The 23,060-nt window shown below is 60.2% G+C and carries 24 protein-coding genes and 1 tRNA gene; all 25 read right to left on the bottom strand.

Annotated elements, in window-relative coordinates:
• Positions 1-102: 102 nt before the first annotated feature.
• The 25 genes from ACFIQF_RS06665 to ACFIQF_RS06785 all read right to left on the bottom strand — a co-directional run bounded on the left by ACFIQF_RS06665 (position 103) and on the right by ACFIQF_RS06785 (position 22,968).
• Positions 103-1,086, bottom strand: a complete 984-nt coding sequence (locus ACFIQF_RS06665) for a branched-chain amino acid ABC transporter permease (protein WP_393941300.1) — start codon at positions 1,084-1,086, stop codon at positions 103-105.
• A gap of 10 nt (positions 1,087-1,096) precedes the next feature.
• A complete protein-coding gene (locus ACFIQF_RS06670; RefSeq protein ID WP_393941301.1) occupies positions 1,097-1,981 on the bottom strand; it encodes a branched-chain amino acid ABC transporter permease in 885 nt (294 codons plus the stop codon).
• Positions 1,982-2,025: 44 nt separating this feature from the next.
• A complete protein-coding gene (locus tag ACFIQF_RS06675) occupies positions 2,026-3,222 on the bottom strand; it encodes an ABC transporter substrate-binding protein (RefSeq protein ID WP_393941303.1) in 1,197 nt (398 codons plus the stop codon).
• Between the two features lie 80 nt (positions 3,223-3,302).
• Complete coding sequence (locus ACFIQF_RS06680) at positions 3,303-4,025, bottom strand: ABC transporter ATP-binding protein (protein WP_393941306.1); 723 nt, start codon at positions 4,023-4,025, stop codon at positions 3,303-3,305.
• A 1-nt stretch (position 4,026) separates the two neighbouring features.
• Complete coding sequence (locus tag ACFIQF_RS06685) at positions 4,027-4,797, bottom strand: ABC transporter ATP-binding protein (protein WP_393941307.1); 771 nt, start codon at positions 4,795-4,797, stop codon at positions 4,027-4,029.
• 389 nt (positions 4,798-5,186) lie between these two features.
• Positions 5,187-5,681: a DUF1178 family protein gene (locus tag ACFIQF_RS06690; protein ID WP_393941309.1), complete on the bottom strand. Its 495-nt coding sequence runs from the start codon at positions 5,679-5,681 to the stop codon at positions 5,187-5,189.
• 3 nt (positions 5,682-5,684) lie between these two features.
• Positions 5,685-6,002, bottom strand: a complete 318-nt coding sequence (locus tag ACFIQF_RS06695) for a DUF2818 family protein (protein ID WP_393941311.1) — start codon at positions 6,000-6,002, stop codon at positions 5,685-5,687.
• A gap of 44 nt (positions 6,003-6,046) precedes the next feature.
• Positions 6,047-7,540 (bottom strand): NADH-quinone oxidoreductase subunit NuoN, encoded by a 1,494-nt coding sequence (gene nuoN / locus ACFIQF_RS06700; protein ID WP_393941312.1) that lies wholly within the window; start codon positions 7,538-7,540, stop codon positions 6,047-6,049.
• Positions 7,541-7,567: 27 nt separating this feature from the next.
• A complete protein-coding gene (locus ACFIQF_RS06705; RefSeq protein ID WP_393941314.1) occupies positions 7,568-9,037 on the bottom strand; it encodes an NADH-quinone oxidoreductase subunit M in 1,470 nt (489 codons plus the stop codon).
• A gap of 12 nt (positions 9,038-9,049) precedes the next feature.
• A complete protein-coding gene (gene nuoL / locus ACFIQF_RS06710) occupies positions 9,050-11,089 on the bottom strand; it encodes an NADH-quinone oxidoreductase subunit L (protein WP_393941316.1) in 2,040 nt (679 codons plus the stop codon).
• Positions 11,090-11,117: 28 nt separating this feature from the next.
• Positions 11,118-11,426 (bottom strand): NADH-quinone oxidoreductase subunit NuoK, encoded by a 309-nt coding sequence (gene nuoK, locus ACFIQF_RS06715; protein WP_393941318.1) that lies wholly within the window; start codon positions 11,424-11,426, stop codon positions 11,118-11,120.
• Positions 11,423-12,091 carry an NADH-quinone oxidoreductase subunit J gene (locus ACFIQF_RS06720; RefSeq protein WP_393941320.1) on the bottom strand — a complete coding sequence of 223 codons (669 nt, stop codon included), beginning with the start codon at positions 12,089-12,091 and terminating at the stop codon, positions 11,423-11,425. Before ACFIQF_RS06720 ends, nuoK begins: the two co-directional genes overlap by 4 nt.
• A gap of 35 nt (positions 12,092-12,126) precedes the next feature.
• Entirely contained in the window at positions 12,127-12,639 is a 513-nt protein-coding gene (gene nuoI, locus ACFIQF_RS06725) for an NADH-quinone oxidoreductase subunit NuoI (protein ID WP_393941322.1), read from the bottom strand.
• Between the two features lie 16 nt (positions 12,640-12,655).
• Positions 12,656-13,732: an NADH-quinone oxidoreductase subunit NuoH gene (gene nuoH / locus ACFIQF_RS06730; protein ID WP_393941324.1), complete on the bottom strand. Its 1,077-nt coding sequence runs from the start codon at positions 13,730-13,732 to the stop codon at positions 12,656-12,658.
• Positions 13,729-15,852: an NADH-quinone oxidoreductase subunit NuoG gene (nuoG, locus tag ACFIQF_RS06735; protein WP_393941325.1), complete on the bottom strand. Its 2,124-nt coding sequence runs from the start codon at positions 15,850-15,852 to the stop codon at positions 13,729-13,731. The genes nuoH and nuoG overlap by 4 nt, the downstream gene beginning before the upstream one ends.
• Before the next feature lie 14 nt (positions 15,853-15,866).
• The gene (nuoF, locus tag ACFIQF_RS06740) at positions 15,867-17,222 is read right to left on the bottom strand and encodes an NADH-quinone oxidoreductase subunit NuoF (protein WP_393941327.1); all 1,356 of its coding nucleotides are present in this window, start codon (positions 17,220-17,222) and stop codon (positions 15,867-15,869) included.
• Positions 17,219-17,710, bottom strand: coding sequence for an NADH-quinone oxidoreductase subunit NuoE (nuoE, locus tag ACFIQF_RS06745; protein WP_393941329.1), 492 nt, complete (start codon positions 17,708-17,710; stop codon positions 17,219-17,221). The genes nuoF and nuoE overlap by 4 nt, the downstream gene beginning before the upstream one ends.
• On the bottom strand, positions 17,707-18,960 hold the full coding sequence (locus ACFIQF_RS06750; protein WP_393941331.1) for an NADH-quinone oxidoreductase subunit D: 1,254 nt from the start codon (positions 18,958-18,960) through the stop codon (positions 17,707-17,709). The genes nuoE and ACFIQF_RS06750 overlap by 4 nt, the downstream gene beginning before the upstream one ends.
• Before the next feature lie 27 nt (positions 18,961-18,987).
• Complete coding sequence (locus ACFIQF_RS06755; protein WP_393941333.1) at positions 18,988-19,596, bottom strand: NADH-quinone oxidoreductase subunit C; 609 nt, start codon at positions 19,594-19,596, stop codon at positions 18,988-18,990.
• 8 nt (positions 19,597-19,604) lie between these two features.
• Positions 19,605-20,084, bottom strand: a complete 480-nt coding sequence (locus ACFIQF_RS06760) for a NuoB/complex I 20 kDa subunit family protein (RefSeq protein ID WP_393941335.1) — start codon at positions 20,082-20,084, stop codon at positions 19,605-19,607.
• A 22-nt stretch (positions 20,085-20,106) separates the two neighbouring features.
• Entirely contained in the window at positions 20,107-20,466 is a 360-nt protein-coding gene (locus tag ACFIQF_RS06765; RefSeq protein ID WP_393941337.1) for an NADH-quinone oxidoreductase subunit A, read from the bottom strand.
• Between the two features lie 71 nt (positions 20,467-20,537).
• Positions 20,538-20,622: transfer RNA gene (locus ACFIQF_RS06770), tRNA-Leu, on the bottom strand.
• Between the two features lie 114 nt (positions 20,623-20,736).
• Positions 20,737-21,192, bottom strand: coding sequence for a preprotein translocase subunit SecG (gene secG, locus ACFIQF_RS06775; RefSeq protein ID WP_393941339.1), 456 nt, complete (start codon positions 21,190-21,192; stop codon positions 20,737-20,739).
• A gap of 43 nt (positions 21,193-21,235) precedes the next feature.
• Positions 21,236-21,976 carry a triose-phosphate isomerase gene (gene tpiA, locus ACFIQF_RS06780; RefSeq protein WP_393941341.1) on the bottom strand — a complete coding sequence of 247 codons (741 nt, stop codon included), beginning with the start codon at positions 21,974-21,976 and terminating at the stop codon, positions 21,236-21,238.
• Positions 21,973-22,968, bottom strand: coding sequence for an NAD(P)H-quinone oxidoreductase (locus ACFIQF_RS06785; RefSeq protein WP_393941343.1), 996 nt, complete (start codon positions 22,966-22,968; stop codon positions 21,973-21,975). The genes tpiA and ACFIQF_RS06785 overlap by 4 nt, the downstream gene beginning before the upstream one ends.
• Between the last annotated feature and the right edge of the window lie 92 nt (positions 22,969-23,060).

The raw sequence follows: 23,060 nt of genomic DNA on the forward strand, positions 1-23,060 counted from the left end.
TAGACACCAACTCCGACGCAAAGCCGCTCATGCTTTTGCGCAGCCCACAAAGCACAAGGCCCGCAATCTGCGGGCCTTGTTGTCTGTGGCGCTGAGTGGCGCTTATTTCTTCTTGCGGTCGATGAAAGCGATCAGCTCACCCATGATGCCGCGGCGGAACAGCAGCACGCAGATCACAAAGATCAGGCCGGTCACGATGGTCACCGATTCGCCCAGGGTGTTGAACCATTCAACGCCCGTCCAACGAGAGAGCGCGGAGCCAATGTCGCCGATCTTGTTCTCCAGTGCCACGATGACGGCCGAGCCGACAATCGGGCCGGAGAGCAGGCCCAGGCCGCCCACCAGCGTCATCAGAATGACCTGGCCCGACGCCGTCCAGTGCACATCGGTGAGCGTGGCAAAGCCCAGCACCACGGTCTTGAGCGAGCCGGCCAGGCCTGCCAGCGCCGCCGAGATGACGAAGGCCAGCAGCTTGAAGCGGTTCACGTCGTAACCCAGCGAAATGGCGCGGGGCTCGTTCTCTTTCAAGGCCTTGAGTACCTGGCCGAAGGGCGAGTGCACGGTGCGCATGATCAGCAGGAAAGCCAGCACGACGATGACCAGGGCCACGTAGTACATGGTGATATCGCTTTCGAGGCTGAGCACGCCGAACAGCTTGCCGCGCGGCACCGCTTGCAGGCCGTCTTCACCACCGGTGAAAGGCATTTGCAGGCAGGCGAAGAACAGCATCTGCGCCAGCGCCAGCGTGATCATCGAGAAATAGATACCCTGGCGGCGAATGGCCAGCCAGCCAAACACCAGGCCCAGCACGGCGCCAAAGGCCACGCCGAACAAGATGCCCAGCTCTGGCGTCAGGCCCCAGGCCTTGATGGTGTGGCCGGTGATATAGGCCGCACCACCAAAGAAGGCCGCGTGGCCGAAGGACAGCAGGCCGGTATAGCCCAGCAGCAGGTTGAAGGCACACGCAAACAGCGCGAAGCACATCAGCTTCATCACAAACACCGGGTAGGCGCCCAGCAGCGGCGCGGCGATCATGCCGAGCAGCAGCAATCCGTATCCGAGTTTGGCAAACTTCTTGGAATTCATCCCCTAGCCCTCACTTCGCTTTGCCAAACAGGCCCGCTGGACGCACCAGCAACACGATCACCATGATCACGAACACGACGGTTGACGAGGCTTCCGGGTAGAAAACCTTGGTCAAACCTTCGATCACGCCCAGACCCAGGCCGGTGACGATGGCGCCCATGATCGAGCCCATGCCGCCGATCACCACCACCGCAAACACGGTGATGATCAGGTTCTGCCCCATCAGCGGCGTGACCTGGTAGACCGGCGCAGCCAGCACGCCGGCAAAGGCGGCCAAGCCCACACCAAAGGCATAGGTGAGCGTGATCATCAAGGGCACGTTCACGCCAAAGGCTTCCACCAGGCGCGGGTTCTCGGTACCTGCACGCAGATAGGCGCCGAGGCGGGTTTTCTCGATCACGAACCAGGTGGCGATACACACCACCAGTGAAGCCACCACCACCCACATGCGGTAGTTGGGCAGCATCATCACACCGACGTTGGTGGCCCCTTCGAGCAGCTCGGGCGTGTCGTAACCCAGGCCCGAGACGCCGTAGATGGAGCGGAACACACCTTCGATCAGCAGCGACAGACCCAGCGTGAGCAGCAGGCCGTAGAGGTGATCGAGCTTGTAGATGTGGCGCAGCAGGAACCGCTCGATGAGGACGCCCACCACGCCCACCAGCAGCGGCGCCAGCAGCAACATCACCCAATAGTTGATCTTGAAGTAGGACGCGGCCATCCAGGTGAACATGGCCCCCAGCATGAACAAAGCTCCATGCGCGAAGTTGATCACGTTGAGCAGGCCGAAGATGACTGCCAACCCCAGACTGAGGATGGCATAGAACGAGCCGTTGACGAGGCCCAGCAGCAGCTGGCTCATCAGGGCCGGGACTGAAATACCGAAAATTTCCATGAGGGGCTCACGAATCAGTGGATGAACACGCGCCTAGGGTCCGCTTACTTCCAGAGTGCGCACTTGGATTCGGCCTTGGTGGTCCAGACCTGGTCGGCGGGCAGCGTGGCCAGCACCTTCAGGTAGTCCCAGGGCTTTTTCGACTCGGCCGGCGACTTGGCTTCGACCAGGTACATGTCGTGGGCAAAGCGGCCATCGGGACGGATCATGCCCTTGCCGTAGAAATCGTTGATAGGCGTGCTCTTGAGGTGCGCCATCACCTTGTCCGCGTCGGTGGTTTTGACAGCGGCCACGGCCTTCAGGTAGTTCATGGTGGCCGAGTAGTCAGCGGCGTGGATGTCGGTCGGCATGCGCTTGGTCTTGGCGAAGAACTTCTCGGCGAACTTGCGGCTTTCGTCGTTCATGTCCCAGTACCAGCTGGTGGTGTGCAGCAGGCCTTCGGTGTTCTTCAAGCCCATGGAGTGGATGTCGGACAGGAACACCAGCAGACCGGCGGTCTTCATGCTCTTGTTGATACCGAACTCGCGTGCCGCCTTGATGGCGTTGATGGTGTCACCACCAGCATTGGCCAGGCCCAGAATCTGTGCCTTGGAGTTTTGTGCCTGCAGCAGGAAGGACGAGAAGTCCGATGCGTTCAGCGGGTGCTTGACCGAGCCCAGCACCTGGCCGCCCTTGGATTTGATGACGGCCGTGGTGTCGTTCTCCAGCGAATGGCCGAAGGCGTAATCCGCCGTCAGAAAGAACCAGCTCTTGCCACCACGGTCTACCACCGCGCCGCCCGTGCCCTTGGCCAGAGCCACGGTGTCGTAGGCGTAGTGCACGGTATAGGGGCTGCATTGGTCGTTGGTCAGCGCCGAGGCACCCGCACCGCTGTTGAAGTAAACGCGTTTTTTCTCTTGCGCTACCTTGGCCGATGCCAGGGCTGTGCCCGAGTTGGTGCCGCCAAACAGCATGGTCACACCGGCGGTATCGATCCACTCGCGTGCCTTGGAAGCGGCGATGTCGGCCTTGTTCTGGTGGTCGGCGGACACCAGCTCGATGGGCTGGCCCAGCACCTTGCCACCGAAATCGTCGATCGCCATCTGGATGGCGACGGCGCCGTTCTTGCCTTCTACGTCAGCGTACAAGCTCGACATATCGGTGATGAAACCGATTTTGACTTTTTCCTGCGCTTGCGCGGCAGCAGCAGTCAAGGCCATCATAAAAGTCACTTGCGCAATGGCTTTGAACTTTGCTTTCATCTCTGTCTCCTGTAAAAACCCGGGTACGAACGGCTGGCCGGGACATCGTCCTCTGCTGGCCAGCCCGTTGCAAAAAACAATCAAACGCCCAACAAGGTGTTGAGCAAAGGCATCTTGGCTTCCAGCTCGTCGGCACCAAACTGCTCGACGATCTGGCCGTGTTCCATCACATACAAACGGTCGGCCAGCGGCGCGGCAAAACGGAAGTTCTGCTCCACCATGACGATGGTGTAGCCCTTGGCCCGCAGGCTCACGATCATGCGGGCCAGCGCCTGCACGATGACGGGCGCCAGACCTTCGGAAATCTCATCGAGCAGCAGCAGCTTGGCGCCGGTACGCAGAATGCGAGCCACTGCCAGCATCTGCTGCTCACCGCCGGACAGGCGCGTGCCCTGGCTCTGCTTGCGCTCGGCCAGGTTGGGGAACATCTCGTAAATCTCGGCCACCGACATGCCGGCCGAGCCGGTTTTCAGGTCGGGTGGCAGCATCAGGTTTTCTTCGCAGGACAGGCTCGCGAAAATGCCCCGCTCTTCCGGGCAGTAACCAATGCCCAGGTGCGCAATCTTGTGCGTGGGCATGTTGATGGTTTCCACGCCATCAACCTTGATCGAGCCCTTGCGCGAGCCGGTCAGGCCCATCACGGCCCGCATGGTGGACGTACGGCCAGCGCCGTTACGGCCCAGCAGCGTGACCACTTCGCCCGGCATCACGCGCATGTTCACGCCATGCAGCACATGCGATTCCCCGTACCAGGCCTGCAGATCGGTGATCTCCAGCGCTGGCGTCAAATTCTTGTCATTCATCTCAGTGCGCTCCCTGCAGCTGGCCGTCGGTGGTACCCATGTATGCTTCCATCACCTGCGGGTTCTGCGACACCGTCTGGTAATCGCCCTCCGCCAGAATGGCGCCGCGCTGCAGCACGGTAATGCGGTCGGCGATGGTGGAGATCACCTTCATGTTGTGCTCCACCATCAAGATGGTGCGACCGACCGAGACCTTCTTGATCAGCTGGGTGACGCGGTCCACGTCTTCGTGGCCCATGCCCTGGGTGGGCTCGTCGAGCAGCATCAGCTCCGGCTCCATGGCCAAAGTAGTGGCAATCTCGAGCGCCCGCTTTTGGCCATAAGGCAGGTTCAGCGTCACCTCGTGCGCCAGGTGGGCCAGGCCCACTTCTTCCAGCAACTCCACGGCGCGGCCGTTGAGCTGGTTGAGCGTCCTCTCGCTGCTCCAAAAGTGGAACGAGGTACCGAGCTGGCGCTGCAACGCAATGCGCACGTTTTCCATCAGCGTCAGGTGAGGGAACACCGCCGATATCTGGAACGAGCGGATCACACCACGGCGGGCGATCTGGGCCGGCTCTTCCTTAGTGATATCGATGCCGTTGAAATGGATCACGCCCTTGGTTGGCGTCAAGAACTTGGTCAACAGGTTGAAGCAGGTCGTCTTGCCGGCACCGTTGGGGCCGATCAAGGCATGGATCGACCCGCGCTGCACGGACAGATTGACATTGCTGACCGCTGTGAATCCACGGAACTCCTTGGTGAGCTCTCGGGTTTGAAGAATGACATCACTCATTGGCACTGCACCACTTCGCTTGAAAAAAGATCGGCGCATCCTTATGCAAAGGGCACGCCGCTTCGATGACGCCTATGCTAGGGAATAATGCAACGCGATAGTACTGGGGAAAGCCTGTAAGTGCGCATGCGTAGGCGTTTACCCGTGGGCGCTAGCTGCTAGCATTTTTATAGTCATCTGGGTGACATTTGATCCGTTTGCCATCACCAGAATCTGTCAGCATTCTGGCCACAATAGCCATCATCCGCAAACAAGCGCAAAACGGCAGTGCGCCGCCCTTTTGAAGCAGCCTTGTGGCTTGTATTACGTGTGGGGTGCAGAAGCGTGTGGCGGCAAGGGCCACACAAGCAAAGAAGCAGAGCAGCCTGCCCACCCCCTGCTCGCCAGCTTTACTGCAAGCTGTGCTTGGCGGCGTCGGGCAATGGCAAGGCCATCACCTCAATACCGTCCTCTGCCAATTCCTGGCGCTCTTGCGGGGTGGCCGTGCCACGGATGGGGCGCTCTTCTACCTCGCCCTCGTGCATTTGGCGTGCCACCTGGGCAAAGGTGGTGCCCACGTCTTCGGTATTCGCCACGATGTGGCGAGAAATCTGCAACCAGGCCTGCTGCAGTTGCTGCAACTCAGCGGCAGGCACGGCTTCGGCGCTGGACGCCGGGCTGCTGCCGGATGCTGCGCCAGCCGTTGTGGCGGCCGGCTGGGGTGCTGGGGAAGTATTGGATTTGCGGGCCAGACGCGGCGCGCTCAGGCCTTTGACCACATCGGTCGAGCCGCACAGCGGGCAAGTGAGCCAGCCTTGCTGCTGTTGCTGTTGAAACTCCGCCTCAGAGGCGAACCAGCCTTCAAACACATGGTCGGCCGGACAGCGCAGATTGAACACCTTCATGGCTCAACCCAGGCTTTTGGAGCGGCGCACCAGGTACTGGTAGACAAAGCCGGGAAAAGCAAAGGTCAGGAACAAAGTGCCGGTAATGGCGTAAAACTCCCAACCCTGGGCGCTGCGTTGGCCGGCGCGGCCTTCGAGCAGGCTGGCCAGCACGCCGACCACCAGGTACAGCAGCACCAACTCCAGCAAACGCACCCACAAGGGCTTGGGGCCTTGGGCCAAGCGCGGCCCCAGAGCCAGCACGCGCTGGTTGAAAAACGGCAAATTGGCCGCAACAAAGCCCGCCACGATCACCAACCAGATGGATGCAGTGATTGACATGCGGGCTTCTTACTCTCTCAACAAACGGGCAGGTTCTGCCCGAATCAGCTGGCCAGTGCGCGCAGGATGGCGTCCGTGCACAGCTTCATCAGGCCAGCGGGGAACAGGCCCAGCAACAGCACCAGGGCACCGTTGATGACCAGCACCACGCGCACGTCGAACGGAGCCGACACCTTGGTAGCGGTGATGGGCTTGTCGAAGTACATGACCTTGACCAGACGCAGGTAGTAGAAGGCGCCGATCAGCGACATGATCACGGCAAACACGGCCAGAGCAATGTACAGCGCGCTACCAGCGGCCACCACAGCTTGCAGCACGGCAAACTTGGCGTAGAAGCCGACCAGCGGAGGAATACCAGCCATGGAGAACAGGCAGACCGCCATCACGCCAGCGTACAGCGGGCTGCGTTGGTTCAGGCCGGCAAAGTCGGCGATCTCTTCGCTCTCGAAGCCTTCGCGAGCCAGCAGCAGCACCACACCGAAAGTAGCCAGGGCGGTGAGCACATAGCTGACCACATAGAACATGGCGGCGCTGTAGGCGTTGCCAGCCGTGGCCGCTTCCATGTTGCCATTCACCACACCCGACATCAGGCCCAGCAGCACAAAGCCCATTTGCGAGATGGTCGAGTATGCCAACATGCGCTTGACGTTGGTTTGCGCGATAGCAGCCAGGTTACCAATCAGCAGCGACATGATGGCCAGCACCGCCAGCATCTGTTGCCAATCGATGGCCAGCGGCAGCAGGCCGTCGACCAGCAGGCGGATCACGATGGCGAATGCAGCCAGCTTGGGTGCGCCACCGACGATGGCGGTGATAGCCGTAGGAGCGCCTTGGTAGACGTCGGGCACCCACATGTGGAAAGGCACCACACCCAGCTTGAAGGCCAGACCAGCCACCACGAACACCAGGCCGAACACCAGCACTTGGTGACGCAGCAGGCCGGAATTGACAGCCTTGAAGACTTCACCAATATCCAGCGAACCGGTGGCGCCGTAGATCATCGACAGGCCGTACAGCAGGAAACCCGAAGCCATGGCACCCAGCACGAAGTACTTCATGCCAGCTTCCACTGCTGCAGTGTTGTCGCGGCGCAGGGCCACCAGGGCGTAGCTCGACAGCGTCAGCAGTTCCAGACCCAGATAGATGATCAGGAAGTTGTTGCCGGCGATCATCACGAACATGCCAAGCAGAGCCAGCAGCGACAGCGAGAAGTACTCGCCGCCACGCAGCATGCCGCGGTCACGGGCATAGCCGCGGCCGTAGACCAGGGTCACAGCCATGGCGATGGCGCCAAAGCACTTGAGCCAGTTGCCCATGGAGTCAGAGACCACCATGTTGCCAAAGGCGTAGAAGGTGTTGCCATTGCTGGCATACATGCCGGTGAACAGCGCCACCACCACCAGGGTGAGCAGCGACAGCACATAGGTGACGGTGCGGCCTGCGCTCTTGACGCCCAGGTCCACCAAGGTGATGACGCAGCCCATCACCAACAGCACGATTTCAGGATAGATAGCCAGCCAGCTGATGTTATCAATCATCTCAAGTCTCTCAATTCTGTCCGGGCATCACAGCTTGGACGTGGCGACATGCTTGAGCAGGTCAGCAACCGACGCACCCATCACATCCGTGAACGGCGCAGGATAGATACCCATGTACAGCACTGCTGCTGCCAACACGGCCAAGATAAGGAATTCGCGGCAACCGATGTCCTTGAGCTCACGCACATGGTCATTGGTCACGGGGCCAAAGTACACCCGCTTGTACATCCACAGGGTGTAAGCGGCACCCAGGATCAGCGCCGTTGCGGCCAGCACGCCAATCCAGAAGTTGAACTTGGTGGCACCCAAGATCACCATCCACTCGCCGATGAAACCGGCGGTGCCTGGCAAGCCGCAGTTGGCCATGGCAAACAGCAGCGCGAAGGCGGCGAACTTGGGCATGGTGTTGACCACGCCACCGTAGGCAGCGATTTCACGCGAGTGCACACGGTCGTACAGCACACCGATACACAGGAACATGGCGCCCGAGACGAAGCCGTGGGCAATCATCTGCACCAGGCCGCCCATCACACCGATGTCGTTGAAGATGAAGAAGCCCAGCGTCACAAAGCCCATGTGCGCCACCGACGAGTACGCCACCAGCTTCTTCATGTCCTTTTGCACAATGGCCACCAGACCCACATAAATCACGGCCACCAGCGACAGCGCGATGATCAGCCAGGCCCACTTGTGAGCGGCATCAGGTGCGATAGGCATCGAGAAACGCAGGAAACCGTAGGCACCGAGCTTCAGCATGATGGCGGCCAGCACGGCGGAACCACCGGTAGGTGCTTCCACGTGCACGTCGGGCAACCAGGTGTGGAACGGGAACATCGGCACCTTCACAGCAAAAGCGGCGAAGAAGGCAAAGAAGATCAGCGTCTGCTCGGTCATCGACAGGCGCAGCTGGTGCCAGGCCAGGATGTCGAAGCTGCCCGCCTTGCTGAACAGGTACAGGATGGCGATCAGCGTCAGCAGCGAGCCCATCAGCGTGTACAGGAAGAACTTGAAGGCCGCGTAGATACGGTTCGGGCCGCCCCAGATACCGATGATCAGGTACATCGGGATCAGCGTGGCTTCGAAGAACACGTAGAACAGCAGGCCGTCCAGGGCCGAGAACACGCCGATCATCAGACCGGAGAGGATCAGGAAAGCGCCCATGTACTGGTTGACGCGCTCGGTGATCGACTCCCACGAGGCCAGCACCACGATCACCGTGATGAAGGCCGTCAGTGGCACGAACCAGAACGAGATGCCATCAACACCGAGGTAGTAGTTGATGCCAAAACGGGGAATCCAGGACGCCTTTTCGACGAACTGCATGGCCGAGGTACCGAGCTGGAAGCCCGTGTACAAAGGCAGCGTTACCAGCAAACCGATCACGGCGCCAATCAGCGCGATCCAACGCACCAGCTTGGCCTGCTCCGGCTTGCCGAAAGCCAGCACCACCACACCGAAGACGATGGGGGTCCAAATTGCAAGACTCAACAATCCCATTTTTCTTCTTCCTTACTTGTTGAGCAGCACAAAGTACGTCATGGCCAGGAAGATGCCCAGAATCATGACCAGTGCATAGTGATACACATAACCGGTTTGCAGCCAACGCACCAGCGCAGCGATGCGACCGACCACCTTCCAGGAGCCGTTGACGATCAGGCCGTCGATCAGGCCTTGGTCGCCCGCCTTCCAAAACACGGTACCCAGCACGCGCGAGCCGCGAGCGAAGATGTTTTCGTAGACCCAGTCCACACCGTACTTGCCTTCCAGCACCTGGTACAGACCGATCTTCTGCGACACCGACTTGATCTTGGCGGGGATTTGCGGCGCGAGCATGTAGAACACATACGACACCACCACACCAGCCAGAGCCAGCCAGAAAGGCGCAGCCGTGAAGCCGTGCAGAGCCATGGCCACCGGGCCGTGGATCTTTTCGGCCAGCTCGGCCATTGCGCCGTGCTTGGTGCCATCGACGTGGATCACGCCCTTGAAGAAGTCACCGAACAGCATGGGCATCAGCGCGATGTAGCCGATGATCACCGAAGGAATGGCCAGCAGCATCAGCGGGCCGGTCACGACCAGAGGCGACTCGTGCGGCTTGGCATCGTGGCCATGGCCGTGGTGGTCGTCATGGGCATGGTGGTCATCGTGGTGCGCATCCGGGTTCTGGTCGTAGCGTTCCTTGCCGTGGAAGACCAGGAAGTACAGACGGAACGAGTAGAACGCAGTGATGAACACGCCAGCCAGCACCGCAAAGGTGGCAAAACCGGCTGCAGGCAGGTTAGAAGCGTGCACGGCCTCGATGATGGCGTCCTTCGAGTAGAAGCCCGAGAAGAACGGCGTACCGATCAGCGCCAGGTTGCCCAGCAGGAAGGTGATCCAGGTGATGGGCATGTACTTGCGTACGCCGCCCATCCAGCGGATATCCTGGTTGTGGTGCATGCCCATGATGACCGAGCCAGCGCCCAAGAACAGCAGTGCCTTGAAGAAGGCGTGCGTCATCAGGTGGAACACCGACACCGAGTAGGCGGAGACGCCCAGGGCGATGGTCATGTAACCCAGCTGCGACAGCGTGGAATAAGCAATCACGCGCTTGATGTCGTTCTGGATGATGCCCAGGATACCCATGAACAGCGCCGTGATGGCACCGATCACCAGGATGAAGTTGAGGGCCGTGTCCGACAGCTCATACAGCGGCGACATGCGCGAGACCATAAAGATACCGGCGGTCACCATGGTGGCCGCGTGGATCAGTGCCGAGATAGGCGTGGGGCCTTCCATCGAATCGGGCAGCCAGGCGTGCAGCGGGAACTGGGCCGATTTACCCATGGCACCGATGAACAGGCAGATGCAGATCACGGTGACCAGCGACCAGGTGGTACCTGGCAGGCTCAGGCCCGACAGCTCTTGCGTTTTGGCAAAGATTTCGGTGTAGTTGAGCGTGCCGGTGTAGGCAGCGATCAGGCCGATACCCAGGATGAAGCCGAAGTCACCGACACGGTTGACCACAAAGGCCTTCATGTTGGCGAAGATCGCGCTTTCCTTCTTGAAGTAGAAACCGATCAGCAGATAAGACACCAGACCCACTGCTTCCCAGCCGAAGAACAGCTGCAGCAGGTTGTTGCTCATCACCAGCATCAGCATCGAGAAGGTGAACAGCGAGATGTACGAGAAGAAGCGGTCATAGCCGTCATCTTCTTCCATGTAGCCGATGGTGTAGATGTGCACCATCAGCGACACGAAGGTCACCACGCACATCATCATCGCGGTGATGGAGTCGATCATGAAACCGATCTCCATCTTCAGCGTGCCCACCGTCATCCAGGTATAGAGCGTCTGGTTGAAGGTGGCACCATCGAACACCACGCTCTGGAAAGTCATCGCAGAGATGATGAAGGCAATCAGCACGCCGGCAATCGTCAGGGTGCGGCTGCCTACGCGGCCAATACGGTTACCACCAAGCGCAGTACCGAATATGCCTGCCAGCAAAGAGCCTACCAGCGGAGCCAGGGGCACCGCCAACAGGGTGGAAGCATTAAGGGTTTGACTCATTCTTCTGAACCTTGCAAGTATTGGTGCCTCAACCCCGCAAGGAGTTGAGATCTTCCGCATCAATGGTGGTCTTATTGCGGAACAACAGCACCAAGATAGCCAAGCCAATAGCCGACTCCGCAGCGGCAACCGTCAAAATAAAGAACACGAAGATCTGTCCGTGCATATCGCCCAGGTAGTGGGAGAAAGCGACAAAGTTCATGTTCACCGCGAGCAGCATCAGCTCGATGGCCATCAGCAGCACAATCAGATTCTTGCGATTGAGGAAGATGCCCACCACCGACAGCGCAAACAGCATGGCGCCCAGCGTCAAAAAGTGACCAAGTGTCAGTGTCATGCCTTCTTCTCCTCGGCTGCGGGAGCCTCTTGCACCACAGGGGCGGCGGGCTTCACAGTCTCAACCTTCAAAACTTTCAGGCGGTCCGAAGCACGTACGCGCACTTGCAGCGATGCATCGATGGCCTTGGAATCCTTGCGGTGACGCAGCGTCAGGGCAATGGCGGCAATCATGGCTACCAGCAAGATGGTGGCAGCAATCTGCACCGGATAGAGGTACTCGGTGTAGAGCAGCGTGCCCAGCGCCTTGACGTTGCTGTAAGGCACAACCTTGCCTGCAGCGTCGACCACGGCCGGAATCGCCTTCGGTGCATCGACCGAGCTGAAACCGCCAATCAGCACTATGCCCATCTCAAAGGCGACGATGGCGAAGATGACCGCGGCCAGCGGGAAGTTCTTCCAGAAGCTCTTGCGCAGCTGGTCGAGGCGGATGTCGAGCATCATCACCACGAACAGGAACAGCACCATCACTGCGCCCAGGTACACCATCACCAGGACGATGGCCAGGAACTCAGCCTTGAGCAGCAGCCAGATACCGGCTGCTTGTGAAAATGCCAGCATCAGGTGCAGCACAGCGTGCACCGGATTGGGGGCAGTAACGACCCGGAATGCCGCGTACAGCAGCACTACCGAGAACAGATAGAAAAAACCAGTTGTGACGTCCATGTGGGGCTCTTTTCAATCAGTCTCCAAGTGCCGCCTTAACGGTACTTTGCGTCCGCAGCCTTGGCTGCAGCAATTTCAGGTTCGTAACGGTCACCCACGGCCAGCAACATTTCCTTGGTGAAGTACAGGTCGCCGCGCTTTTCGCCGTGGTATTCCAGAATCTGGGTTTCCACGATCGAGTCAACGGGGCAGCTCTCTTCACAGAAGCCGCAGAAAATGCATTTGGTCAGATCGATGTCGTAGCGGGTGGTGCGGCGCGAGCCGTCATCACGCACATCGGACTCGATGGTGATGGCCATTGCCGGGCAGACCGCTTCGCACAGCTTGCAGGCAATGCAACGCTCTTCGCCGTTTTCATAGCGGCGCAGTGCGTGCAGACCACGGAAGCGTGGCGACAACGGTGTCTTCTCTTCGGGGAACTGGACCGTGATCTTGCGGGCGAACGCGTAGCGACCGGTCAGGGCCATGCCCTTCATCAATTCCCAGAGCATGAAGCTCTTGAAGAAATCCTTCACCGAGAAGGAGCGGGGAGAAACTGCAGTAGTCATGGTAGGTGTCCTCCGCTTACTTCCAGATGTTCCAGGGCGACAGCAACCAGCCGCCCACGAAGACCAGGTAGACCAAGGTCACGGGAATGAAAATCTTCCAGCCCAGACGCATGATCTGGTCATAGCGGAAACGTGGGAAGGTGGCACGAATCCAGATGAACATCGATACCACGACGAAAGTCTTGATGCCCAGCCAGATCCAGCCAGGGATGAACGACAGGAACTCGAACGGAGGCAACCAGCCGCCCAGGAACATGACCACGGCCAGAATCGACACCAGCCACATGCTGGCGTATTCAGCCAGGAAGAACACCGCAAAGCCCATGCCCGAGTATTCGACCATGTGACCGGCCACGATTTCCGCTTCGCCTTCCACCACGTCAAACGGGTGGCGGTTCACTTCGGCCACGCCCGAGATCAGGTAGACGATGAACATGGGGAACAGCGGCAGCCAGTTCCAAGACAGGATGCCGACGCCGGCCGATGCCATCATGCCCTTGCCCTGGCCCAGCACGATTTCGGTCAGGTTCATCGAACCGGTGACCATGATCACCACCAGGAAGCAGAAGCCCATGGCGATTTCATAGCTCACCATCTGGGCCGATGCGCGCAGCGCGCCCAGGAAAGCGTACTTCGAGTTCGAGGCCCAGCCGGCGATGATCACGCCATAGACTTCGATCGAGGTGATCGCCATCACCAGCAGCAAGCCTACGTTGACGTTGGCCAGCGCCGCATCGGGGCCGAATGGCACCACCACCCAGGCCGCAAGCGCGGGCATGATGGCCATGATGGGGCCCAGGCGGTACAAGCCGGAGCTGGCAGCCGTGGGCGTGATGATTTCCTTGGTAGCCAGCTTCAGGCCGTCGGCCATGGGCTGCAGCAAACCGAAGGGACCCACGCGGTTGGGGCCGTAGCGCACTTGCATGAAGCCGAGCAGCTTGCGCTCCCACAGCGTCAGGTAAGCCACCGCGATCATCAGCGGCAAGACGATGCAGATGATCTTGATCAGGTTCCAGATCACCGGCCACACCAGGCTAGACCACCAGCCGGCCGCGACCAGGCCCAGACCACCGTTGTAAATTGCGTCAATCATGGTGCCACCACCTCCGAGGATTGGCGGGCATCCGCCGTCATTTGCAGCGAAGGCGCACGACGCACAATTCCATCCAACTGGTAAATGCTTGCGACCACCGGTTCCTGCGCAGCAGGGCCGGACACCGCCATGTTCTTCTTGGTGCTGTTGGACAACTGCTCAGCAGGCACTTGGCTTTGCGAGCGGGTGGCCACGGCCAGCACGTCTTGCGACGATTCGAAATCCATGCCGGCCACGCTGAGCAGATTGCCCAGCACACGCAGCACCTTCCAACCTGGACGGGTTTCGCCCAGCGGCTTGACGACTGCGTGGAAGCCTTGCACCAGACCTTCGGCGTTCACGAACGAGCCCGAGGTTTCGGTGAACGGTGCGATGGGCAGCAGCACATCGGCAATGTCCATATTGGCCTTGAACGGGCTCAGGCTCACCACCATCTCGCAGGCTTGCAGTGCTTGCGTGGCAGCGGCGCCGGCCGCCGAATCTTGTGCAGGTTCGGTGTTCAGCAGGAACAGTGCCTTGGTGCCGCCAGCCAGCATTTGTGCAGCGTTCAAGCCGTCTGCGCCTGGCAGTGCACCCACCCACTGTGCGCCCACGGTGTTGGCCGCTTCGGTGAGAAAGCCCACGGTAGCACCGGTTTGCGCGCCGATCCAGTTGGCAATGGCCAGCAAGGTACCGGCTTGCGCGTGGTGCGCTACCGCGTTACCCAGCAAGATGGCTTTTTGTTCACCGCTTTGCAGCGCACGAGCGATCTCGATCGCCTCGGGCGTTACCGTACCCGCATTGTTGGGCGATTCCAGGCCCTTCGATTGGGCAATGGCAGCCGCCACCGACGACAGCGCGTAAGCCCACTGTGCGGCAGGAGCCAGCAGTTGGTGCGCCACCGGCATGGCCAGATCGTAGGCCTTGGCGTTGATGGTAGCGAGCACTGCGCCCTTGCGGGTAGCTTGGCGAATGCGCTGTGCGAACAGCGGGTGTTCCTTGCGGATGTTGGAGCCCACGACCAACGCAGTGTTCAGCTCGGACAGCGAGGCGATCGAGCGGCCCAGCCAACGCACGCCATCGCTCTTGTCGAACGAGGCATTGCGCAGACGGTAGTCGACGTTCTGGCTGCCCAGACCGCGCACCAGCTCGGCGGCCAGGTACAGCTCTTCCAGCGTACTGTGCGGGCTGACCAAGGCACCAACGGCTTGGGCGCCGTGGTCGCGCTGGATGCTCTTGATGCCATTGGCCACATATTCCAGGGCCACTTGCCAGCTCACCTCGGTCCACTGACCGCCTTGCTTGAGCATGGGCTGGGTCAGGCGCTCATCACCGTTCAGGGCTTCGTAGGAGAAGCGGTCACGGTCGGCGATCCAGCATTCGTTGACGGCATCGTTCTCGAACGGCACCACGCGCATGACGCGGTTGTTCTTGACTTGCACCACCAGGTTGGCACCGGTCGAATCGTGCGGCGCCACCGACTTGCGGCGCGACAGTTCCCAGGTACGGGCGCTGTAGCGGAAAGGCTTGCTGGTGAGCGCGCCCACCGGGCAGATGTCGATCATGTTGCCCGAGAGCTCGGAATCAACGGTATCGCCCAGCACGGTGGTGATTTCGGAGTGCTCGCCACGGTTGACCATGCCCAGCTCCATCACGCCGGCCACTTCCTGGCCAAAGCGCACGCAGCGGGTGCAGTGGATGCAGCGGCTCATCTCTTCCATCGAGATCAGCGGGCCCACGTCTTTGTGGAACACCACACGCTTTTCTTCGTTGTAGCGCGAGGCACTGCCGCCGTAGCCGACTGCCAAGTCTTGCAGCTGGCATTCGCCACCCTGGTCGCAGATCGGGCAATCCAGCGGGTGGTTGATGAGCAGGAACTCCATCACCGATTGCTGGGCCTTGACCGCCTTGTCCGAGGTGGTGCGCACGATCATGCCCTGCGTGACCGGGGTCGCGCAGGCGGGCATGGCCTTGGGGGCCTTCTCGACGTCGACCAGGCACATGCGGCAGTTGGCCGCGATCGACAATTTCTTGTGGTAGCAGAAGTGCGGAATGTACTTGCCTGCAGCGTCAGCCGCGTGCATGACCATGCTGCCTTCCGCGACCTCGACCTTCTGACCGTCTATTTCAATTTCAACCATATGCTCACTCGCGATCAGGAAGAAGCAGCAGTCTGCTTGGCAGCAGCGTTGATCTTTGCTTCAAATTCGTGGCGGAAATGCTTGAGCATTGCGCGCACCGGCATGGCCGCCGCGTCGCCCAATGCACAAATCGTGCGGCCCATGATGTTGCCAGCCACCGAATCCAGCATCTCCAAGTCTTCCTGGCGGCCGTGGCCGTGCTGAATGCGGTCAACCATGCGCCACAGCCAGCCCGTGCCTTCGCGGCAAGGCGTGCATTGACCGCAGGATTCGTGCTGGTAGAAGTACGACAGACGCAGCAGGCTCTCGACCATGTCGCGCGAGTCGTCCATCACGATCACGGCGCCCGAGCCCAGCATGGAGCCGGCCTTGGAGATGGAGTCGTAATCCATCGTGCACTGCATCATGATGTCGGCCGGCAACACCGGTGCCGACGAACCGCCAGGGATCACCGCCTTGAGCTTGCGGCCGGTGCGCACACCGCCAGCGAGTTCCAGCAAGGCGCTGAACGGCGTGCCCAGCGGCACTTCGTAGTTGCCGGGCTTGTTCACGTCACCGCTGACCGAGAAGATCTTGGTGCCACCGTTGTTGGGCTTGCCGCATTCGAGGTAGGCCTGGCCACCGTTGCGGATGATCCAGGGAACGGCCGCAAAGGTTTCGGTGTTGTTGATGGTGGTGGGCTTGCCATACAGGCCGAAGCTGGCCGGGAATGGCGGCTTGAAGCGCGGTTGGCCTTTTTTGCCTTCGAGCGATTCGAGCAACGCGGTTTCTTCGCCGCAGATGTAAGCGCCAAAACCGTGGTGCGCATGCAGCTGGAAGCTGAAATTGCTGCCCATGATGTTGTCACCCAGGAAGCCGGCCGCACGGGCTTCTTCCAAGGCGGCTTCAAAGCGCTCGTAAACCTGGAAAATTTCGCCGTGGATGTAGTTGTAGCCCACCGAGATGCCCATGGCAAAAGCCGCAATGGCCATGCCTTCGATCACGATGTGCGGGTTGTACATCAGGATGTCGCGGTCCTTGCAGGTACCGGGCTCGCCCTCGTCCGAGTTGCACACCAAGTGCTTCTGGCCAGGGAAGTTGCGGGGCATGAAGCTCCACTTCAGGCCGGTGGGAAAGCCTGCGCCGCCACGGCCGCGCAATCCGCTTTCCTTCATGGTGGCGATCACCTGGTCTTGGGTCAGGCCTTCGCCGCCATCCTTGCCCAGAATCTTGCGCAAAGCCTGGTAGCCGCCGCGAGCTTCGTATTCCTTGATCGACCAGTTCGAGCCGTTCAGATCCGCGTAGATTTGCGGGTTGATGTGGCGACCGTGGAAACAGGTCTCGACACCGGTGGCCTGGAACTGGTTCAGAATTTGTGCAGCTGTAGTCACTTGCTGTCCTCCGCTGCGCGCAGGCCGTCGACCAGTTGGTCGAGCTTGTCGTTTTCCATGAAACTGCACATGTGGCGGTCGTTGACCAGCATCACCGGTGCGTCGGCGCAGGCGCCCAGGCATTCGGATTGCTCAACGGTGAACACGCCATCGGCGGTGGTCTCGCCCATCTTGATACCCAGCTTGTCTTCCAGGTGCTTCAAGGCTTCGCGGCCACGGCGCAGCTGGCAAGGCAGGTTGGTGCACACGCTCAGCTTGTACTTGCCGACCGGGTGCTGGTTGTACATGTTGTAGAAGGTGGTCACTTCATGCACGGCGATTTCGGGCATGCCCAGGTACTCGGCGATCACCGCCTCGCTCTCCTGGCTAACCCAGCCTTGTTCCTGCTGCACGATAGACAGGCAGGCCATGACGGCCGACTGCTTTTGCTCTGCCGGATACTTGGCAACTTCGCGGGCAAAGCGTGCCTTGGTTGCTTCGCTAATCATCGGTCAACGTCTCCAAACACGATGTCCAGGGTGCTCAGCACCATCACAGCGTCAGCCAGCATGTGGCCGCGCGAGAGCTCATCGAGAGCCGACAGGTGGACAAATCCTGGCGGACGAATCTTCAGGCGATAAGGCTTGTTGGCACCATCGCTCACCAGGTAGATACCGAACTCACCCTTGGGGTGCTCCACCGCTGCGTAGGCTTCGCCCTCAGGCACCTTGAAGCCTTCGGTGAACAGCTTGAAGTGGTGGATCAGCTCCTCCATGTTGCTCTTCATCGCTTCGCGGTGCGGAGGAGCCACCTTGTGGTTGTCGGTGATGACCGGGCCGGGGTTGGCACGCAGCCAATCGACGCACTGCTTGATGATGCGGTTGGACTCGCGCATTTCAGCCACGCGCACCAGGTAGCGGTCGTAGCAGTCACCGGCGGTGCCCACAGGTACGTCGAAATCGAGGCGGTCGTAGACTTCGTAGGGCTGCATCTTGCGCATGTCCCATGCCACGCCAGAGGCACGCAGCATCGGGCCGGTCAGGCCCAGGTTCATGGCGCGCTCACCATCGACCACGCCAATGGCCACGTTACGCTGCTTCCAGATACGGTTGTCGGTGAGCAGGGTTTCGTATTCGTCGCAGTTCTTGGGGAAGCGTGCGGTGAAGTCGTCGATGAAGTCGAGCAGCGAGCCCTTGCGGTTGCTGTTCATCAGCTCCAGCGACTTGGCATTGCGCACCTTGCTGGCCTTGTACTGCGGCATGCTCTCGGGCAGATCACGGTACACGCCACCGGGACGGAAGTAGGCAGCATGCATGCGGGCGCCAGAGACGGCCTCGTACATGTCCATCAGGTCTTCGCGCTCGCGGAAGGTGTAGATCAGGATGGTGGAGCTGCCGCCGTCGTTACCCGACGAGCCGAGCCACATCAGGTGGTTCATGATGCGGGTGATCTCGGAATACATCACGCGGATGTATTGCGCGCGGATCGGCACTTCCAGGCCCAGCAGCTTTTCGATGGCCAGGCAGTAGGCGTGCTCGTTGCACATCATCGAGCAGTAGTCCAGACGGTCCATGTAGGGCAGCGACTGGATATAGGTTTTGCTCTCCGCCAGCTTCTCGGTGGCGCGGTGCAGCAGGCCGATGTGCGGGTCTGCGCGTTGCACCACTTCACCGTCGAGCTCCAACACCAAACGCAGCACGCCGTGTGCTGCAGGGTGCTGAGGACCGAAGTTGAGTGTGTAGTTTTTGATTTCAGCCATGGTTTTTCATCGTGAGGACAGAGCGCCTCAGTGCAGGCCTCCGTAATGCTCTTCACGAATAATGCGGGGCGTGATCTCGCGCGACTCGATCGACACGGGCTCGTAGATCACCCGACCTTGCTCGGCGTCGTAGCGCATTTCGACATGGCCGGACAGCGGGAAATCCTTGCGGAACGGGTGGCCGATAAAGCCGTAATCGGTGAGGATGCGACGCAGGTCGTCGTGGCCTTCGAACACGATGCCGAACAGGTCAAAAGCTTCGCGCTCCAACCAGTTGGCCGACGCCCAGAGGTTACTCAGCGTGTCGAGCACCGGGAAATCGTCGTCTTGGCAGAACACGCGCACGCGCACGCGCTGGTTCAGACTGATGGACAAGAGGTGCGAGACCACGGCAAAGCGAGGGCCTTCGGTGCCCACTTCCTTGTACGACGAGTAATCTACGCCGCACAGATCCATCAGCATTTCAAACTTGCACTCGGGCGCATCACGCAGCAGCTGCATAGCCGCCAGGTAGTGCTGGGGCGAGACTTCTACCGTCACCTCGTCCAGCGCCAGCGTGACCGAGCGAGCCTTGTCACCCAGCACGCGAGCGATGTTTTCTTTCAGCACCGTGGGCTGTATCTGTTCAACACTCATTCCGACTCCTAGGCGCGCGCGATCGTGTTGGTGCGGCGAATTTTTTGCTGCAGCTGGATGATGCCGTAGATCAGGGCTTCAGCCGTGGGCGGGCAACCGGGCACATACACATCCACCGGCACAATGCGGTCGCAACCGCGCACCACCGAATAGCTGTAGTGGTAATAGCCACCGCCGTTGGCGCAAGATCCCATCGAGATCACCCAACGCGGCTCGGCCATCTGGTCGTACACCTTGCGCATGGCCGGAGCCATCTTGTTGCACAGGGTGCCGGCCACAATCATCAAGTCGGCCTGGCGCGGGCTGGCGCGGAACACTTCGGCGCCGAAGCGACCAATGTCATAACGCGCCGCTGCTGCGTGCATCATCTCGACCGCGCAGCAAGCCAAACCGAACGTCATGGGCCAGATCGAGCCCGTCTTGGCCCAGTTCACCACCGAGTCATAGCTCGTGGTGACAAAGCCCTTCTCCAATACACCTTCAATCATCGTGCACCTTTGTGATTTCCGGTTATTCCCAGGTCAAAGCGCCCTTTTTCCATTCGTAGGCGAAACCCACCACCAGAATGGCCAAGAACACGAGGACCGCGATAAAACCAGGGATTCCCACTTCGTGCAGCGAGACTGCCCAGGGGAAGAGGAAAGCGATTTCCAAGTCGAAGAGGATGAACAGAATGGCGACGAGGTAGTAGCGCACGTCGAACTTCATGCGCGCGTCTTCAAACGCCTCAAAGCCGCATTCGTAAGGGGAATTTTTCGCCGCGTTGGGGCGATTGGGACCCAGGATATAGCCCGCTACCAGGGGACCTACGCCGACAAGAATGCCTACCAGAATGAACAGGAGGACTGGGAGGTATTGATCGAGATTCATCTTGATTTCTCACCGCAGGAGCCAACCTGGGTAAAGCACAAGACGCGACCCAGGCAGGCCTTTTATTGTGTTGGTGCCGTCGGCGAGACTCGAACTCGCACAGCTTTCGCCACTACCCCCTCAAGATAGCGTGTCTACCAATTTCACCACGACGGCTGATTTGACTTGTCTGGGAGCTTGATTGTCTTTGCAACAATCCGCTCCCCTAGACAGACTCAGATTCTACTCTGGAAAAACCCTGATACCAGGATTCTTTCCAAAATAGTTCAGTTATTTCGCTGCCGGCTGAGCGGGCTCAGCGGGAGCAGGCGCCGGAGCAGCGGCTGCAGGCACATCAGCAGCAGGTGCGGAAGGTGCAGCAGCACCAGCAGCGGGGGCTGCCGCAGGAGCGGGCACCGAGCTGGCAGGAGGCACCGTGGTGTCCACCGGCGCTGGTGCGCTCGATTGCGGAATGGCTGCTGCCGGGCCTTCCAGCACGCTACCTGCCGAGCTGGGGCGAGAGTTGCCCATATAGGCCAGCGCCAGCGTGGCGACGAAAAACACCGCCGCCAATGCCGCCGTGCTGCGCGAGAGGAAGTTCGCGCTGCCCGAAGCCCCAAACAGGCTGCCCGAGCTGCCGCTGCCAAAGGCCGCGCCTGCATCTGCACCCTTGCCATGCTGCACCAGCACCAAGCCAATCATGCCCAGTGCCGCCAGCATTTGAACTGCCAACAAAATCGTTACCATCTTCTACCCTTTGTCAAAATTGATAGCTGCCTGCGCTTGCCCATCAGGCAGCGGCGGCAATAATCTTCAGAAAATCTGCAGCCTTCAGCGAAGCGCCACCGATCAGACCACCATTGATGTCCGGCTGCGCCAGCAGTTGCTCGGCATTGGCGGGGTTCATGCTGCCACCATACAGCAAGGGCACCTTGGCCGCCTGCGTGCTGGCCGCCAAGAGTTGCGCACGCAACACAGCATGCACCGCCTGCGCCTGTTCGGGCGTTGCCGTTTTGCCGGTACCGATAGCCCAGACAGGCTCATAGGCCACCACGATTTCCGTCACGCACTGGCCCACCACCTGGATGACCGCTGCCAACTGGCGCTTGACCACGGCTTCGGTTTCGCCAGCCTCGCGCTGCGCCAGCGTTTCACCCACGCAAACCACGGGCGTGATGCCGGCATTCAAGGCTTTTTGCGCCTTGGCAGCCACCACCGCATCGGTTTCTCCATGGTATTGGCGGCGCTCCGAGTGGCCCACCAACGCGTAGCGCACAGCGAATTCGCGCAGCATATTGGCCGCCACTTCGCCGGTGTAGGCACCGTTTTCGTGGGCTGACACATCTTGCGCGCCCAGCTGGATAGCCGAGCCTTGCAGCAGCGCCTGGGCTTGCGCCAGGTACACAGCAGGCACAGCCACCGCTACCGAGCAAGCGGGCTGACCCAGGCCTTGCAACACTTCGCGCAGCAAGGCTTCATTGGCCGCCAGGCTGCCGTTCATCTTCCAGTTACCAGCAATCAGTTTTTTCATGTTTGCGTCCAAGTCAGCACAATTTTGCCAATATGTTGGTTGGATTCCATCAGCGCATGGGCCTCGGCCGCCTGCGCTGCGTCAAACTGACTATGAATGATGGGTTTGACCTTGCCAGCCGCCAGCAGCGGCCAGACCTTGGTTTGCAAAGCCTTGGCAATCGCCGCCTTGAAAGCCACGGGACGCGGACGCAAGGTAGAGCCAGTGATATGCAGGCGGCGACGTAGCACCAGGCCCGCATTGAAGCCTGCGCCCACGCCACCTTGCACAGCAATGATGACCAAGCGGCCATCTTCTGCCAGCGCCTCCACTTCACGGGCCACATAGTCGCCCGCCACCATGTCCAGAATCACATCAACGCCCTTGCCGTCGGTGATGCGCTTCACTTCAGCCACAAAATCCTGGGTCTTGTAGTTGATGGCATGGTCTGCCCCCAGCGCCAGGCAAGCCTGGCACTTGTCGTCGGAGCCGGCAGTCACGATCACCTGGGCACCAAAGGCCTTGGCCAGCTGAATCGCCGTGACACCAATGCCGCTGCTGCCACCCTGGATCAGCAAAGTCTCGCCCGCTTGCATAGCACCGCGGTCAAACACATTGTTCCAGACGGTGAAAAAGGTCTCGGGCAGGCAAGCCGCTTCGATGTCCGACAGGCCAGCCGGCACAGGCAGGCATTGAGCCACCGGCGCCACGCAGTATTCGGCATAGCCGCCGCCAGCCACCAGTGCGCAAACACGGTCGCCCAGCTTCAAGCCCTGCTCGGCCATGGCCGCAGCATCACCAGCAACGATGACACCCGCCACTTCCAGGCCCGGCAGATCCGAAGCGCCCGGAGGCGGCGCGTAATGGCCTTTGCGCTGAATCACGTCCGGGCGGTTCACACCGCTGGCCGTCACATGAATGCACAACTCGCCCTGCCCCGCTTGCGGTACAGGGCGCTCGCCCAGCTTCAATACCTGCGGATCACCAAAAGCGGTGATCTCGACTGCTCGCATCTTTTCCACGCCGCGTCCTCGCTCCCACATCATTCACAGATTTCAGTACAAAAACGCACCCAGGGCCGTTTTGTGCCCACGGGTGCGTTCAG

It is taken from the genome of Comamonas trifloxystrobinivorans (assembly GCF_043359985.1).
GTDB lineage: Bacteria > Pseudomonadota > Gammaproteobacteria > Burkholderiales > Burkholderiaceae_C > Comamonas > Comamonas trifloxystrobinivorans.

What these genes read in the sequence shown, in the direction of transcription:
- ACFIQF_RS06665 (WP_393941300.1), bottom strand. Translation starts at nt 1,086, where the DNA reads ATGAATTCCAAGAAGTTTGCCAAACTCGGATACGGATTGCTGCTGCTC.
- ACFIQF_RS06670 (WP_393941301.1), bottom strand. Translation starts at nt 1,981, where the DNA reads ATGGAAATTTTCGGTATTTCAGTCCCGGCCCTGATGAGCCAGCTGCTG.
- ACFIQF_RS06675 (WP_393941303.1), bottom strand. Translation starts at nt 3,222, where the DNA reads ATGAAAGCAAAGTTCAAAGCCATTGCGCAAGTGACTTTTATGATGGCC.
- ACFIQF_RS06680 (WP_393941306.1), bottom strand. Translation starts at nt 4,025, where the DNA reads ATGAATGACAAGAATTTGACGCCAGCGCTGGAGATCACCGATCTGCAG.
- ACFIQF_RS06685 (WP_393941307.1), bottom strand. Translation starts at nt 4,797, where the DNA reads ATGAGTGATGTCATTCTTCAAACCCGAGAGCTCACCAAGGAGTTCCGT.
- ACFIQF_RS06690 (WP_393941309.1), bottom strand. Translation starts at nt 5,681, where the DNA reads ATGAAGGTGTTCAATCTGCGCTGTCCGGCCGACCATGTGTTTGAAGGC.
- ACFIQF_RS06695 (WP_393941311.1), bottom strand. Translation starts at nt 6,002, where the DNA reads ATGTCAATCACTGCATCCATCTGGTTGGTGATCGTGGCGGGCTTTGTT.
- nuoN (WP_393941312.1), bottom strand. Translation starts at nt 7,540, where the DNA reads ATGATTGATAACATCAGCTGGCTGGCTATCTATCCTGAAATCGTGCTG.
- ACFIQF_RS06705 (WP_393941314.1), bottom strand. Translation starts at nt 9,037, where the DNA reads ATGGGATTGTTGAGTCTTGCAATTTGGACCCCCATCGTCTTCGGTGTG.
- nuoL (WP_393941316.1), bottom strand. Translation starts at nt 11,089, where the DNA reads ATGAGTCAAACCCTTAATGCTTCCACCCTGTTGGCGGTGCCCCTGGCT.
- nuoK (WP_393941318.1), bottom strand. Translation starts at nt 11,426, where the DNA reads ATGACACTGACACTTGGTCACTTTTTGACGCTGGGCGCCATGCTGTTT.
- ACFIQF_RS06720 (WP_393941320.1), bottom strand. Translation starts at nt 12,091, where the DNA reads ATGGACGTCACAACTGGTTTTTTCTATCTGTTCTCGGTAGTGCTGCTG.
- nuoI (WP_393941322.1), bottom strand. Translation starts at nt 12,639, where the DNA reads ATGACTACTGCAGTTTCTCCCCGCTCCTTCTCGGTGAAGGATTTCTTC.
- nuoH (WP_393941324.1), bottom strand. Translation starts at nt 13,732, where the DNA reads ATGATTGACGCAATTTACAACGGTGGTCTGGGCCTGGTCGCGGCCGGC.
- nuoG (WP_393941325.1), bottom strand. Translation starts at nt 15,852, where the DNA reads ATGGTTGAAATTGAAATAGACGGTCAGAAGGTCGAGGTCGCGGAAGGC.
- nuoE (WP_393941329.1), bottom strand. Translation starts at nt 17,710, where the DNA reads ATGATTAGCGAAGCAACCAAGGCACGCTTTGCCCGCGAAGTTGCCAAG.
- ACFIQF_RS06750 (WP_393941331.1), bottom strand. Translation starts at nt 18,960, where the DNA reads ATGGCTGAAATCAAAAACTACACACTCAACTTCGGTCCTCAGCACCCT.
- ACFIQF_RS06755 (WP_393941333.1), bottom strand. Translation starts at nt 19,596, where the DNA reads ATGAGTGTTGAACAGATACAGCCCACGGTGCTGAAAGAAAACATCGCT.
- ACFIQF_RS06760 (WP_393941335.1), bottom strand. Translation starts at nt 20,084, where the DNA reads ATGATTGAAGGTGTATTGGAGAAGGGCTTTGTCACCACGAGCTATGAC.
- ACFIQF_RS06765 (WP_393941337.1), bottom strand. Translation starts at nt 20,466, where the DNA reads ATGAATCTCGATCAATACCTCCCAGTCCTCCTGTTCATTCTGGTAGGC.
- secG (WP_393941339.1), bottom strand. Translation starts at nt 21,192, where the DNA reads ATGGTAACGATTTTGTTGGCAGTTCAAATGCTGGCGGCACTGGGCATG.
- tpiA (WP_393941341.1), bottom strand. Translation starts at nt 21,976, where the DNA reads ATGAAAAAACTGATTGCTGGTAACTGGAAGATGAACGGCAGCCTGGCG.
- ACFIQF_RS06785 (WP_393941343.1), bottom strand. Translation starts at nt 22,968, where the DNA reads ATGCGAGCAGTCGAGATCACCGCTTTTGGTGATCCGCAGGTATTGAAG.